The sequence below is a fragment of the Pseudomonas sp. MPB03 genome (assembly GCF_046605385.1).
Taxonomy (GTDB): Bacteria; Pseudomonadota; Gammaproteobacteria; order Pseudomonadales; family Pseudomonadaceae; genus Aquipseudomonas; species Aquipseudomonas zanjanensis.
The window spans coordinates 2,588,136-2,600,684 of the sequence record NZ_CP176770.1 but is presented as its reverse complement, the minus strand read 5'-3'; the positions used below and the strand labels follow the sequence as shown (position 1 = coordinate 2,600,684).

The following is a 12,549-nucleotide window of genomic DNA, read 5'->3' as shown; positions in this document are numbered from 1 at the left end:
CCCTAATCAAGATCGGCCGATGCAAAACACTTTGAAAACTTTGGCTTACTTACCGATGCTTTGGGCCACATTAGCCAGCGCAACGTCACCATGCACAGGTGATGGATGCGTCGACGAAGCATCGGCTTCCCTTATTGCACCCTATGATTTTTTCGAAGCCAAGTGCTCTTCGGTGAATCCTGGTATGCGGGAGCGATACTCTGCGGTGGCCGCCCACCTCCTACAGGATGCGGACGCAGACACCCTCAAAAAACTGCGGGCTTCGCAAGCCTACGCTCGTGTATTCGCCAAGATAGAGTCGAAGGCGAACTCATTAAGCTCAGATGAGCTTGGCAATGCTTGTGAGAATTTTTCGAAAGAAAACTAAGGCCCAGAAAAAAATAGCAAAAAACGAATCCAACCAGAACAATGAGCATCGATATGTCGAAACAGCTATTCACGTTCCTTCTTATGGGAACCCTGTCTACCTCTGCTCTAGCCCTCCAAGAGCCCGCACAGCAGACGCTCAAGTACGATGGCAATGAACTACTTCGCGCATGCCACGAGTGGAGCAGTTCGGATGCATCCCGAAGAGACCCGTTCCAGGCCGGCTACTGCGTTGGTACCATACTTAGCGCGAAGAGCACGATATCCGCTTTGCAACAGGCTCAATTGATGAAACCATTCGTGTGCGTTCCCAAGGGTATTATTAACAGCGAGTTGATTAAGTTGGTGATGCTGCGCCTGGAAGACGATGAGCAGTTGCGCCAGATGAATCAAAACGTGGCTGTCGCCAGTGCGCTATCGGATGCCTACCCTTGCCGATAGGACAGCGCCCTTTGGGGGGCATGATTTGCCCTGGCATCCCACATGTGAGGGCGCAGCCCTACCTGTTTTGTCTCACTCATAATTTGCGGGAGCGGCTTCCAGATATGCGTGGAGTTGCGATAAGAACTTGCAATGGCCCTTGATTTTAGCCAGCTCCGTCATCAGCAGATCAATCCGGAAAACCATCAGCTTAGCGTTGCCACCTTCCAGCGCAATACCATCGCGTTTTTTTGCGTCTGGCGCGCTTCTCGAGAGAGCCACTAGATGCTTCCCATCCGAGTACCGTTTAACGACCCAGTGCGAGAATGTGTGTCGGAACATTCTGTGCATCTCAAACGTCTCCACCGCGGAGATGATGCCGGCCTTGTCGATATTCAGGGCGGTCTCACGAGCTTCTTTTTTTGTGTGGAGCAAGACGTCGGTATCGTTCAGTGAGTATGCCGAATCACTTGTAGTACCAAGCCGATGCTCTTGAAGCATAGCGATGAGCCCACGGCACAATGCGTCTGCCATGCAGTACATCTGGATAAGATCGCCGATCAGGGCGAGATCCTCCTTACCGACGCCCAACAGGAGTCGTGGCAACTCACGAGTACTTTCAGCGCCCTCCAGTAGACGCATAATCTCGCGCATCTCTTCATCGACCGACCCAACCATCGAGTTGTCAGCTTCCATTTTTTTTGACCTCGTAATGTCGGAGCTAGCGGATAGACCTAGGCGGCTGTTGTGCCATGGCTACGTACTCGGGTGCTGGTTTGCGCAGCTTACCTCAACAGAATCTCTTGTTGTCTGCTCGGCTAACCATCTCCTTAAACCCGATTAAAAGCCCCTCCAGCCCACGCCGCCCACCATAACAGCGTGAGCACATCCAGCGCCCCAACCCCCAAGGCGCCACGACTGGAGGCAACCCCATGCGACCCCAACACCCCCGCGGCATCCGCAACTACAACCCCGGCAACATCCGCCACGCCCAAGGCATCCGCTGGCAAGGCGCAGCCCCGTTCCAGACCGATAGCCAATTCACCCAATTCATCAACCCACGCTGGGGCATCCGCGCCATCGCCCGCGTTCTCATCACCTACCAAGACAAACGCCGCGCCGCCGACGGCAGCCCCATCGACACCGTGCGCGAAATCATCGAACGCTGGGCGCCCCCCTCAGAAAACAACACCGACGCCTACGTCATCAGCGTCGCGCGCGCCCTGGGCCTGGACCCCGACGTAGCCAGCGTCGACGTCTACGACTTCGAAATCATGCGCGCCCTGGTCACCGTCATCATCCGCCACGAAAACGGCGCGGGTCCCTTACCAGGCGGCCGCTGGTACGGCGACACCATCATCGCCGACGGCCTATTACTGGCAGGCATTGAGCGCGGTATTGCCCACGGCCAGTTCAAAGGGCCGACAGCATGAGACTGATCACCGACTGGCGCCACAGCTACAAGCTCTACAGCCTCCAAATCACCTTGGTCATCGTCCTGGTAGCGTTCGCCCAACTGGAACTATTGCCGCTCTGGCAACCCCAGCTGTCACCCAACGCCTACGCCACCCTCAACAGCGCACTGGCCGTCCTCCTGTTCGTCGCACGCCTGATCAAACAAGGCCCAGACCCGGAGCGTTGAATGAACCTGAACGAACTCAACTTCGGCTTCCAAACCGTCCAGTGGCTGGTCCTCACCGTACTCGCCCTCTATACCTGGATAACCAAACGCCAAACCGCCAGCACCCAAGAACTGCTCGAACTGCGCACCCGCATCGTCGCGCTCGAAGAACACGTCCGGCACCTGCCAGACCCGTCGGCCATCACCGACCTCCTGGGCGACATGAAAGCCATCCGTGCCGAACTCTCCGGCGTCAAAGACGCCCTCAGCCCCTTGGCCCGGTCGCTGGACCGCATCAACGACTACCTGCTGCGAGAAAAAACATGACCCCCTACGCCGACTACCTGCGCCACGACATGCGCCTGGTCATCCTGCGGCTCCTGGTTGAAATGCCTGGCTACCGCGCCAACAGCTCCGTCCTCAACACCGCCCTCGACAACTTCGGCCACACCGCCAGCCGCGACCAAGTCAAAACCGAACTGCACTGGCTCACCGAACAGGGCGCCGTCACCCTGGCCGACATCGGCCCGGTACTGGTCGCCACCCTCACCGAACGCGGCCAAGACATCGCCGCCGGCCGCGCCCGCGTGCCCGGCATCAAACGCCCGGGAGCCTGACCATGGTTGGCAAATCCTCCATCAACCGCCTGCCGCCCATCGTCAAGGCCTACATACAAAAGCTCTTGCGCGAGGACCGTCTGACCCTCGACGACATGCTCGCCGACATCCACCGGCGCTTCCCCAACGAAAAGCCCCCCAGCCGCAGCGCCCTGGGCCGCTTCAAAGTCGGCTTCGACGAACTCATCGACAAAGCCCGCCAGCAGCGCGAAATGGCCGAAGCCTTTGTCGGCGCCTTCGGCGAAGACGCCACCGACAAAACCGGCGCCTTACTCGTCGAAGCCATCTCGACCCTGACCTACCAAGCCGCCATGGGCGCCCACGAAAAAGACGACGTCACCGTCGCAGAAGTCTCCGCGCTGGCCCGCGCCGCCAAAGCCACCATGGAAGCCCGCACCCTCAGCGTCAAAGAGCGTCAAGCCATCGAAAAAGCCACACGCGAACGCCTGCTCCAAGAGCAAGCCGCCGAACTCGACAACGCCGTCAAAGCCCAGGGCATGACCGAAGACCAAGCCCTGTTCTGGCGCCAGAAGTTCCTCGGCGTCAAACCATGAAGCCGTCCTCCAGCACACTGCGCGTCATCGAATGGGACGAGTTGCCGCCCAGCGTCCGTCAGATCCCCGAGGGCTACAACCCGCTGGCCGAAGGCATTCTCATGGTCCACCAATCCCAATGGCTGGCCATCGACGCCCACATCAAGCTCTGTGAAAAAGGCCGCCGCACCGGCATCACCTTCGCCGAAGCACTGGACAGCGTCATCACCGCCGCCTCGCAAAAAGTGGCCGGCGGCATGGACTGCTTCTACATCGGAGACACCAAAGAAAAGGGCCTGGAATTCATCGGTTACTGCGCCAAATTCAGCCGCGTCATCGCCGAAGCGCAGGCCTCCGGCGTCAGCCAAATAGAAGAATTCCTCTTCCAAGACCAAGACAACACCGGCAACACCCGCCACATCAACGCCTACCGCATTCGCTACGCTTCAGGCTTCAAAATCGTTGCGCTCTCCAGCAACCCGGCCGGCGTACGCGGCCTGCAGGGCAAAGTCATCATCGACGAGGCCGCCTTTCACCGTGACGTCTCGGCCGTGCTCGACGCCGCCACCGCGCTGCTCATCTGGGGCGGTCGCATCGTCATCATCAGCACCCACAACGGCAAAGCCAACGCCTTCAACCAAATGGTCAGCGACATCCGCGACCAGCGCTACGGCAGCAGCGCCCAGGTCTTTCGCGCTACCTTCGACGACGCCGTCGCCAACGGCCTGTTTGAACGGGTCTGCTTCATGGCCGGCAAGCTCGCCACGGCCCAAGACAAAGAAGCCTGGTACAAACAAATCCGCAACGCCTACGGCCCGCGCAAAGCACAGATGCGCGAAGAACTCGACGCCATCCCCCGCGACGGCAACGGCGTCTGCATCCCCGGCGTCTGGATCGAAGAAGCCATGCGCCCCGGTCGCAGCGTCCTACGCCTGGCCCTGGACGACGACTTCACCCAACAGCCGGTCTACCGGCGCGAGGCCTACGTCGACGACTGGATCGAGCGCTACCTGGCGCCGCTACTGCAACCGCTCAACCCCGAGCACCGCCACTTCCTCGGCATGGACTACGCCCGGCACCGCGACTTCTCCATCATCTGCCCGATGTCCGTTGACCAAGCACGGCATCGCGACGTCCCGTTTGTGGTGGAAATGCACAAAGTGCCCACCCGGCAACAACAGCAAATCCTGTTCTACATCCTGCGCCGGCTGCCGCGTTTCGTCGGCGCGGCCCTGGACGCCACCGGCAGCGGCGAAACACTCGCCGAAGACACCGCCGACGCGTTCGGCCACAACCGCATCCAACAAGTCAAAATCACCCGCGCCTGGTACGGCGCCTGGATGCCCAAATTCGTTCAACTGTTCGAAGACGCGACCCTCACGCTGCCCAAAGACGACTCCCTGCACCAAGACATTCGTGCCATCGAAACCGTCGACGGCATCCCCATGATCGTCAAAGCCCGCAAACAAGACCTCAAAGACCCCGACCTCTACCGTCACGGCGACTTTGCCGGCGCCGGCGTGCTGGCCAACTTCGCCACGCTGGAGGTCGCCAGTGGCCCGGTCACCGTCAAATCACGCCGCCCACGCCAGGGCCAACGCCTCACTCAGGGGTACGCATGAACACAACCGGTGTATGGGTCAGCCCCACCGAATTCATGAGCTTTGCAGAGACCAAGCGCGGGCCCTCGCTCAAACAGCACATAGCCACCCGCGGCCGCGCACAGGCCAGCGACTTCACCAGCCACTTGCCCAACCCCGACCCTATCCTCAAAGCCCAGGGTAAAGACATCGCCATCTACCGCGACCTGCGCAGCTCAGCCTTGGTCGGCGGCAACATCCGCCGCCGCAAGGCTGCGGTCCTGTCCCTGGAGCGAGGCCTGCAACGTGAACAAACCAGCCGCAACGTTGAGCGCTTCGTCACCGATTGGCTCGCCGACCTCGACCTGGACCGCATCATCCGCGAAATGCTCGACGCCCCCTTGTTCGGCTACCAGCCCATCGAACTGCTATGGCAGCCGTTGGGCAGGCACTGGGTACCGCAAGACCTGCTCGGCAAGCCGGCTGAATGGTTCTTCTACGACAAAGACAACGCGCTGCGCTTCCGCGCCAAAGACGCCGGCCCAGACGGCGAGCTCTGCGACCCGCAGCGCTTCATCGTGGCCCGCCAAGACGCGACCTACGCCAACCCCTACGGTTTCCCAGACCTGAGCATGTGCTTCTGGCCGGCCACCTTCATGAAAGGCGGCCTCAAGTTCTGGGTTCAATTCACCGAAAAGTACGGCAGCCCCTGGGTCATCGGCCAACACCCACGCGGCGCCACCGACGGCGAAACCGAACTGCTGCTCGACAGCCTCGAAGCCATGGTCCAAGACGCCGTCGCCGCCATCCCCGACGACGCCAGCGTGCAAATCATCGAAGCCGCCGGCAAAGCCGGCAGCGCCGACGTCTACCGCCAACTGCTCGAATACTGCCGCAGCGAAATCAACGTCGCCATGCTCGGGCAAAACCAGACCACCGAAAAAGACACCAACCACGCCAGCGCCACCGCCGGTGCCGAAGTCACCCAAGACATCCGCGACGGTGACGCCGCTATTGTCGCCAGCGCGCTCAACGCCTGCATTCGCCACGTCGTAGACCTCAACTTCGGCCCACACGTCGTCGCACCGCACTATGCGCTGTGGCAACAAGAAGAAATCGACAAATCCCTCGCCCAGCGCGACAAAGCCCTGACCGAGTCCGGCGTAAGGTTCACCAACGCCTACTGGCAGCGCACCTACAACCTGCAAAACGGTGACCTACAACAAGCACCGATCCAAGGGGACAAACCCGCATTCGCCGAAACCACACAACACCGGGCGCCGGATCAAGCCGCCCTTGATCAAGCCATCGACAGCCTGCCATCCGAGCCCTTAAACCAACTCACTGAAAACCTCGCCAACCTCATGTTCATGGCCGACACCTGGGGCCGCCTAAGCGCATCCGCAGACCGGGAAGACTGACATGGCCAGCCCCGCAAAGCAGCTCGACCCTGCGGACCTAAAGATCATCTTCGGCCTCGAACCCGCCAACGCCATCGCCTACCTGAAAGCCAAGGGCTACACCATCACCTGGCATTGGCAAGACATCCTCGACCAGGCCCACGACCACGCGTTCACTGTCGCTAAAGCCATGCGCCTGGACCTGCTCACCGACATCCGCGCCGCCCTCGAAACCGCGCTCCAACAGGGCCAAACCCTCCAGCAGTTCACCGCCAACCTCAAACCCGTCCTACAAGCCCAAGGCTGGTGGGGCCGGCAAGTCATCGTAGACAGCCAAGGCACCGCCGAAACCGTCCAGCTGGGTAGCCCGCGTCGGCTCAAAACCATCTACCAGACCAACCTGCAAAGCGCCTACATGGCTGGCCGCAAAGCCGCCATGGAACAAACCACCGAGACCCACCCGTACTGGATGTACATCGCCGTCCTCGACGGCAAAACCCGCAGCAGCCACCGCGCCATGCACGGCCAAGTCTTCCGCCACGACGACCCCATCTGGTCAACCATCTTCCCGCCCAACGGATTTAACTGCCGCTGCCGCGTCATCGCGCTGAGCGAAGCCGCCGTCAAACGCCGCGGGCTCACCGTAGTCTCCAGCCAGGGGAAGACCTTCACCGAAACCGTCGAGACCGGCACCGACAAACGCACCGGGGAAATCAGAACAGCAACCGTGGGAGGCATCCGAATCACCAACGCCCAAGGCCACAGCATCACATTCCGCACGGACCCAGGCTTCAACCACGCCCCCGGCACCGGCCTGAATTAATGCGCCCCCCGTGGCGAGGGAGCTTGCTCCCGCTGGGCTGCACAGCAGCCCCAACCCAGCCCAACCAATACTTCCTGGCCCACCACAAACCAATATGGAAGGCACCCCATGTTCATCATCGAACTAGACCATCAACACCTGCAGCAGACCCTAAGCAAAGTGGAGCAGACCATCGGCGACCTAACGCCACTCATGCACAGCCTGGCCGGCGAGCTAGCCAGCCAAACCGAAGAAAACTTCGAACATGAGGGCCGCCCCCAGTGGCCTGAGCTTTCCGACGTCACCACTGGACGCCGAGCCGAAATCGGCCACTGGCCTGGAAAAATCCTGCAAGTCAGCGCTGCTGGGCTGGCTGCCTCGATCGCCATCCAAGCGACAGACAGCACGGCGCTGGTGGGTAGCAACAAGCCCTATGCGGCAATGATGCAGTTCGGTGGGGATCAAGCTGATTTTCCGCAGCTGTGGGGTGATATCCCGGGCCGGCCGTACTTGCCCATGGATGCTGAAGGCAACCTGCAGCCTGAAGCTGAAAGGGCCATTCTCGACTTGGTTTTGGCTCATTTGGAAGAAGCAGCACGTTTCTAGGGGGCGCATCCATCGCACGGCCTGACAACGGAACGGAAAAAAAAATATTCCTCGCCGTTGCGCTTCGCTTTTTCTCGGCTAGTATCAAAATGACATCGCGCACCCAGATTAAGGAAAATCGATGAACACACTTATCGGGCTTATCGGGCTTAGCTTCATTCTGAGCGGTTGCGCAAGTGGTACAGCTGACCAGCCGACAAAGATCATCGTAAATCCTTCTCCTATCTGGCCTTGGGATCAAAAGGATGATGACGATAACGATAAAAATGACAATAGAGTTCCTCTCAACGGTTGTCGTAATAATTACTGCAGTGACAACGACATGTTCGCAGCGATGCTTGCGACAGGCACGTACTGCAGGCAGGTCAGCAATTATTATGAGAACGGCGGGAACATCAACTCGGGCACCCGGTTAGCTGTCAAAGTGCTTGGCGTTCTGGCGGGAAGCGTCTTTGGTATTACCGCAGGTGGATCGGCAGCAAAGGCTTGGTCAGGTTTATCGGGCGCAACCAATGGCATTCAGGCCGATTTGAGCGACAACGCATCCGCCCGCTCAAATCGAGCACGAATCGTTAGCAAAATCCTGGCGGATTATAACGTGGAGGTAAAGGCGTTACTCAGCGACAAGGACCCCACAGTGCAGGTGCGGCGGCAGATTGTATGGGCATCTATTAATACATCGAATCGTTGCGCGACTGAAGCTGAGATAGAACCTGAAAATGCGGCTAAAAAAGTAGAGGCTCAGGTCGCAGAAATCAAGAAAACGATTCAGGACAGCAAAGACTCCCAGGCAGCAGCAGCAGCACCACCACCAGCACCAGCACCAGCACCAGCACCAGCACCAGCACAGCCTATACCCAAACCTGCACAGTAATATCCTAGGCCGGTCGTACGCTACCGCGTAAGGTGTGTTTGACGTAATCGTGACGAGGAACTTGCTCCCGCTTGAGTGTGAAGCTCTCATAAAGCAGAGCTGTTGCGCTGCGGGTGGAAGCAAACCCCTTCGCCACGGATCACTCTATCCCCTCAAGTAAATCTTATTCTGTCTCAGCAAAGGAGCTTTCCCAGTAAAACTTATTTACCGTCGGATGGACCATCTCCAGCCGCCGGTTTAGGTTTCGAGTCGAACAAGCCTTTAAACTTGTCTAGCGAAGCGTGAACCGAGTTCATAGACTCAATCATATAGTTAAAATCATTATTCATATTTTCCTTATGTCCGGGCCACATCACGTCCTCTTTGATCACCTCGAGGACCCGATTGAGTTTTTCCGATACTTCGCCCCCCTCAGGCACCATCTCTTTAACGGCGTAATAAGAAAGCATATATCGATCATATACGGACTTAACGCGCAGGCACGCCAGTGATGCATCCATGTAATGCCGGTACTGTTTAAGGAACCAGGCAGCCAGAAATTCACATACCAAGAACACAACGGAGCTAGCGACCATCCCTATATACATGACAGTATCGCTAGGCTGGCCAATCTTCGCCCAAGCCTGCCAAGCCACAATAGCTACCACATAATAAAGAATCCCACCAAATAAGAATAATAAACCCCTATCAAGAAGGTTTGATCCTTTTTCTTCAGTAAGAGAGATATGCTTATCTAGGCTTTCAACCACACTGCATACATATACTTCAAACGCGGTACCTAAAACCCTCTCACGCTCTACAGCTTTATACTCGGCAGACGCTTCCTTTATCTCTTCCTTTACAAGCTCCAACGTGTCATTTATTTCGGTTGAATCTAGCGTCAACGGCAATCCCAACCGATCAATGACTCCTTTGGCAAATGAACTTATTGTTAATTTGTTAAATGATCCTGCAGAGACATTGGATTCCTTTCTTGCCTTTCGATCAATCGCAACAAATGAGGAGCCCACGATGCGCTCGACAGTTTTTACAATCGTACCAAACACGGCAAATCCGAATAAAATAATGCAGAGCGTTCCTGAAATGTTAGCTTGCAACACATTGAATAGGGTGGGGGCAGTAAAAGATACAACCCCATACAAGCCCACCAAAATTATCCCGTACCCTACAACCAAGGCAAAGAAATCATGAAGACCCGTGCGCTTTACTGGCGAGGTGGGAGGCCTTCTTTCTTCAGGCTTGTTATTATCTTTCTTACGTCCATCGCTCCCTGGCACTTCGTCTTTATTGCTTTTTATATTTTCCTTTACACCCATGTTTGCCTCTACGCAACTATGTTTTATGTAATGTTCTTAACAGACGTTTAACCCCTGCAATTGCGATGTCGATCTGAATGAGCAAAAAGCAAGCGAGGCCGCACAGCATTCTTCGGGTCGCCAATGCAATATCTTACCAGTAGTAGCTCAATGCTATCAGTCTTTTTTGAAGGGCATGTCTCGTTCAAATTGAGAGCGTTGCAAAACCGGCCACTGAGGCCTAGCTTCAGTCATTAGCCAGACCACCAATAGCTCGACACTGATGACAGCTATCGTCCTAGGTGGAGGCGATGTCCGGATCATGCCGATTGGCGAAACCGTGGGATGACTCCCCCGTTCTCTGTCACCAGTGAAGTCACCGTAGGAAATTTATGGCATGGAAAGCCAAAAATATTTTCGCTTTAAGCGAATTTATTTTGACTTTTGGCGAAGCGAGACGTAGCCTGCATCTGCGGTATGGAGATTCTCTCGCTGTTGTTGGGGCTTCGGCCCAGTGGAGGCTTGCCTCTAAACCCTTTCCCAAGCGATTCGCCACCCGGCTGCACAGGGATCCGGATACGCGGGGATACTGCTTTCGTGCGAGACGAAAGCAGGTGCTCAGAAGGGGGGAAATGCGTTGCTTGCTCCAATTTTCAATCCGGTTACATGCGAGACCCTTTCAATTTCTGAGAGGGGTAACTGGAATACAAATATGAAAATTGACAAACCCGCCAAGCGACGTCCGGCTGTTAGAACACGAAAAATGGTTAAGTGGTTGAAGCTGATGATGTGCGCTGTACGTTGGATCGGGGTTCTGTTTGCTCTGATCGACAAGCACTGGCCCAAACTCCTGGAGCACCTTCGTGAGATTTTCTAATGCCTAACCCCCGCTGTTGTCACTTCACTAATGAGGATGCAGTGATGCTAAACCAAGCATTACGCCTAATTCGAACTTACCACGACCTATCCCAGACAGAGTTGTGCAAGGAACTGGGTGTATCTAACTCTCACCTTTCCGAGTTGGAGTCAGGCAAAAAGCAGCCGACTATCGAGCTGCTAGAAAAATACAGCAGATATTTCGACATCCCATTGTCGTCTATACTATTTTTCTCTGAAAATCTTGACACACCTAAGCCTTCGGACAAACTGCGGACAGGTGTAGCAAAAAAAGTAATTCATCTCCTCGAATGGATTGAAAATAGAAATGAGGCTAAAGTGCGCAAAAAAGGTTAAGCAAGAAAAAAAGTCTTATGACATATCGCAAAGCGCTTTATACAAGACCTCCTCAAAGTCAAAACTAGCAGCTATTTACTCCCTTAGCGTTTCTCAACTTCTGAATAGCATAGGTAACTACAAGCGCTTTGAAATGACGCCAAAAGCAGATCCATTTAACACTGGAAAGCAACCAAAGTCGCGCTGGGTTCAAAAGCCAAAAGGGAAGCTGTTAGCCATTCATGAGCGTACTCTGAAGTTATTACGATGCGTTCAAGTTCCTGAGTATATGCAATCTGCTTTAAAAGGCACTTCTTACAAAAGAAATGCCGAGTCCCACTTGGCCGGGCGCATGGTGGCAACGCTTGATATCAGCAGTTTTTTTCGCTCAACCACAAAGTCGCAAGTTTTCAACTTTTTCAGAGAGCAGCTTGAGTGCCCAGGTGACATTGCAAAAATTTATGCGGATCTTGTTACCTGCGATGACTGCATACCGACAGGAAGCCCGCTTAGCCCACTTCTTTCTTATTATGCGAACAAGCCATTATTTGACGAATTGAGTGTGATGGCGAAAAGTTTAGATTTAAATTTCACATGCTACGTTGATGATCTTGCATTTTCGGGAAATCATATAAAGCTAAATTTTCTATGGAAGATCGAAAAAATAATAAAAAAATACGGACATTCTACCGCATCAAAGAAAACAAAAATTTTCGGTCCTGATACTCCTAAACACATTACAGGTACTGTGATTGAAAATGGGGTGTTGAAGGTTCCTAATGTCAGATTCAGAAAGATCAGACTAATAAAATCCGCACTCGCGGGGAAAGGAAACAGCTTCGGCTTTAGCGAGAGTCAATTGAAATACAAATTAGGTGGGCTGCTAGGTGAGGCAGCGTATCTTGACAGCGATTTCAAGTCATTGGCCGATGAATACAACAGAAAAATTAGAGAGCTAAATCTAGCTGCGCTCGGGAATGGAGAGGCATATCGATCACTCCCCAATCCTTCAGAGGTTGCTGATGAAAGCTTCATTCCTCCGTGGAGAACAGAATAATAATTATTACACTCAGCACAGTACAGCTACCGTAAGACCCCCTATCGAGTCAGCTGAAGGAGTTGCGTCAACAGATAACACCCTTCAGATTTTTCGTTACCGAGTAACGATTGCTCTCAAGATCAACCAAATTTCGCCGAAATATAGAGGTACAAGACGACCGGCC

General features: G+C 55.3%; 16 protein-coding genes. 14 read left to right on the top strand and 2 right to left on the bottom strand.

Translation table 11 applies throughout. The features are described from left to right. Positions 1-19 precede the first annotated feature (19 nt). Positions 20-367: a hypothetical protein gene (locus ACLH0I_RS11590; RefSeq protein ID WP_411387111.1), complete on the top strand. Its 348-nt coding sequence runs from the start codon at positions 20-22 to the stop codon at positions 365-367. A gap of 53 nt (positions 368-420) precedes the next feature. After that, on the top strand, positions 421-807 hold the full coding sequence (locus tag ACLH0I_RS11585; protein WP_411387110.1) for a Rap1a/Tai family immunity protein: 387 nt from the start codon (positions 421-423) through the stop codon (positions 805-807). Between the two features lie 72 nt (positions 808-879). Here ACLH0I_RS11585 and ACLH0I_RS11580 read toward each other — a convergent pair whose 3' ends face one another. Then, a complete protein-coding gene (locus tag ACLH0I_RS11580; RefSeq protein ID WP_411387109.1) occupies positions 880-1,482 on the bottom strand; it encodes a hypothetical protein in 603 nt (200 codons plus the stop codon). A gap of 236 nt (positions 1,483-1,718) precedes the next feature. Here ACLH0I_RS11580 and ACLH0I_RS11575 point away from each other — a divergent pair, with 236 nt between their 5' ends. The 10 genes from ACLH0I_RS11575 to ACLH0I_RS11530 all read left to right on the top strand — a co-directional run bounded on the left by ACLH0I_RS11575 (position 1,719) and on the right by ACLH0I_RS11530 (position 8,819). Then, positions 1,719-2,219, top strand: a complete 501-nt coding sequence (locus ACLH0I_RS11575) for a structural protein (protein ID WP_411387108.1) — start codon at positions 1,719-1,721, stop codon at positions 2,217-2,219. Next, positions 2,216-2,428, top strand: coding sequence for a hypothetical protein (locus ACLH0I_RS11570; protein WP_411387107.1), 213 nt, complete (start codon positions 2,216-2,218; stop codon positions 2,426-2,428). The genes ACLH0I_RS11575 and ACLH0I_RS11570 overlap by 4 nt, the downstream gene beginning before the upstream one ends. Further along, a complete protein-coding gene (locus ACLH0I_RS11565; protein WP_305490573.1) occupies positions 2,429-2,734 on the top strand; it encodes a DUF2730 domain-containing protein in 306 nt (101 codons plus the stop codon). It abuts the gene before it with no gap. After that, entirely contained in the window at positions 2,731-3,024 is a 294-nt protein-coding gene (locus ACLH0I_RS11560) for a hypothetical protein (RefSeq protein ID WP_043042212.1), read from the top strand. Before ACLH0I_RS11565 ends, ACLH0I_RS11560 begins: the two co-directional genes overlap by 4 nt. 2 nt (positions 3,025-3,026) lie before the next feature. After that, on the top strand, positions 3,027-3,578 hold the full coding sequence (locus tag ACLH0I_RS11555) for a phage protein Gp27 family protein (RefSeq protein ID WP_043042211.1): 552 nt from the start codon (positions 3,027-3,029) through the stop codon (positions 3,576-3,578). Further along, positions 3,575-5,179 carry a hypothetical protein gene (locus tag ACLH0I_RS11550; protein WP_411387106.1) on the top strand — a complete coding sequence of 535 codons (1,605 nt, stop codon included), beginning with the start codon at positions 3,575-3,577 and terminating at the stop codon, positions 5,177-5,179. The genes ACLH0I_RS11555 and ACLH0I_RS11550 overlap by 4 nt, the downstream gene beginning before the upstream one ends. Next, positions 5,176-6,558, top strand: a complete 1,383-nt coding sequence (locus tag ACLH0I_RS11545) for a DUF935 domain-containing protein (RefSeq protein WP_411387105.1) — start codon at positions 5,176-5,178, stop codon at positions 6,556-6,558. Before ACLH0I_RS11550 ends, ACLH0I_RS11545 begins: the two co-directional genes overlap by 4 nt. Position 6,559: 1 nt before the next feature. Continuing rightward, the gene (locus tag ACLH0I_RS11540) at positions 6,560-7,360 is read left to right on the top strand and encodes a phage minor head protein (RefSeq protein ID WP_411387104.1); all 801 of its coding nucleotides are present in this window, start codon (positions 6,560-6,562) and stop codon (positions 7,358-7,360) included. A gap of 108 nt (positions 7,361-7,468) precedes the next feature. Beyond that, positions 7,469-7,945: a phage virion morphogenesis protein gene (locus ACLH0I_RS11535; protein WP_411387103.1), complete on the top strand. Its 477-nt coding sequence runs from the start codon at positions 7,469-7,471 to the stop codon at positions 7,943-7,945. Positions 7,946-8,066: 121 nt separating this feature from the next. Continuing rightward, on the top strand, positions 8,067-8,819 hold the full coding sequence (locus ACLH0I_RS11530; RefSeq protein WP_411387102.1) for a hypothetical protein: 753 nt from the start codon (positions 8,067-8,069) through the stop codon (positions 8,817-8,819). Positions 8,820-9,019: 200 nt separating this feature from the next. On the opposite strand, the gene ACLH0I_RS11525 is transcribed toward ACLH0I_RS11530, so the two are convergent. Beyond that, complete coding sequence (locus ACLH0I_RS11525) at positions 9,020-10,135, bottom strand: hypothetical protein (RefSeq protein WP_411387101.1); 1,116 nt, start codon at positions 10,133-10,135, stop codon at positions 9,020-9,022. Positions 10,136-10,990: 855 nt separating this feature from the next. Here ACLH0I_RS11525 and ACLH0I_RS11520 point away from each other — a divergent pair. Both ACLH0I_RS11520 and ACLH0I_RS11515 read left to right on the top strand, forming a co-directional pair. After that, a complete protein-coding gene (locus ACLH0I_RS11520; RefSeq protein ID WP_411387100.1) occupies positions 10,991-11,347 on the top strand; it encodes a helix-turn-helix transcriptional regulator in 357 nt (118 codons plus the stop codon). Then, a complete protein-coding gene (locus tag ACLH0I_RS11515) occupies positions 11,319-12,383 on the top strand; it encodes a reverse transcriptase family protein (protein WP_411387099.1) in 1,065 nt (354 codons plus the stop codon). Before ACLH0I_RS11520 ends, ACLH0I_RS11515 begins: the two co-directional genes overlap by 29 nt. The last annotated feature ends 166 nt before the right edge of the window (positions 12,384-12,549 follow it).

What these genes read in the sequence shown, in the direction of transcription:
- ACLH0I_RS11575 (WP_411387108.1), top strand. Translation starts at nt 1,719, where the DNA reads ATGCGACCCCAACACCCCCGCGGCATCCGCAACTACAACCCCGGCAAC.
- ACLH0I_RS11565 (WP_305490573.1), top strand. Translation starts at nt 2,429, where the DNA reads ATGAACCTGAACGAACTCAACTTCGGCTTCCAAACCGTCCAGTGGCTG.
- ACLH0I_RS11540 (WP_411387104.1), top strand. Translation starts at nt 6,560, where the DNA reads ATGGCCAGCCCCGCAAAGCAGCTCGACCCTGCGGACCTAAAGATCATC.
- ACLH0I_RS11570 (WP_411387107.1), top strand. Translation starts at nt 2,216, where the DNA reads ATGAGACTGATCACCGACTGGCGCCACAGCTACAAGCTCTACAGCCTC.
- ACLH0I_RS11515 (WP_411387099.1), top strand. Translation starts at nt 11,319, where the DNA reads ATGAGGCTAAAGTGCGCAAAAAAGGTTAAGCAAGAAAAAAAGTCTTAT.
- ACLH0I_RS11550 (WP_411387106.1), top strand. Translation starts at nt 3,575, where the DNA reads ATGAAGCCGTCCTCCAGCACACTGCGCGTCATCGAATGGGACGAGTTG.
- ACLH0I_RS11535 (WP_411387103.1), top strand. Translation starts at nt 7,469, where the DNA reads ATGTTCATCATCGAACTAGACCATCAACACCTGCAGCAGACCCTAAGC.
- ACLH0I_RS11530 (WP_411387102.1), top strand. Translation starts at nt 8,067, where the DNA reads ATGAACACACTTATCGGGCTTATCGGGCTTAGCTTCATTCTGAGCGGT.
- ACLH0I_RS11525 (WP_411387101.1), bottom strand. Translation starts at nt 10,135, where the DNA reads ATGGGTGTAAAGGAAAATATAAAAAGCAATAAAGACGAAGTGCCAGGG.
- ACLH0I_RS11545 (WP_411387105.1), top strand. Translation starts at nt 5,176, where the DNA reads ATGAACACAACCGGTGTATGGGTCAGCCCCACCGAATTCATGAGCTTT.
- ACLH0I_RS11590 (WP_411387111.1), top strand. Translation starts at nt 20, where the DNA reads ATGCAAAACACTTTGAAAACTTTGGCTTACTTACCGATGCTTTGGGCC.
- ACLH0I_RS11585 (WP_411387110.1), top strand. Translation starts at nt 421, where the DNA reads ATGTCGAAACAGCTATTCACGTTCCTTCTTATGGGAACCCTGTCTACC.
- ACLH0I_RS11580 (WP_411387109.1), bottom strand. Translation starts at nt 1,482, where the DNA reads ATGGAAGCTGACAACTCGATGGTTGGGTCGGTCGATGAAGAGATGCGC.
- ACLH0I_RS11520 (WP_411387100.1), top strand. Translation starts at nt 10,991, where the DNA reads ATGCCTAACCCCCGCTGTTGTCACTTCACTAATGAGGATGCAGTGATG.
- ACLH0I_RS11560 (WP_043042212.1), top strand. Translation starts at nt 2,731, where the DNA reads ATGACCCCCTACGCCGACTACCTGCGCCACGACATGCGCCTGGTCATC.
- ACLH0I_RS11555 (WP_043042211.1), top strand. Translation starts at nt 3,027, where the DNA reads ATGGTTGGCAAATCCTCCATCAACCGCCTGCCGCCCATCGTCAAGGCC.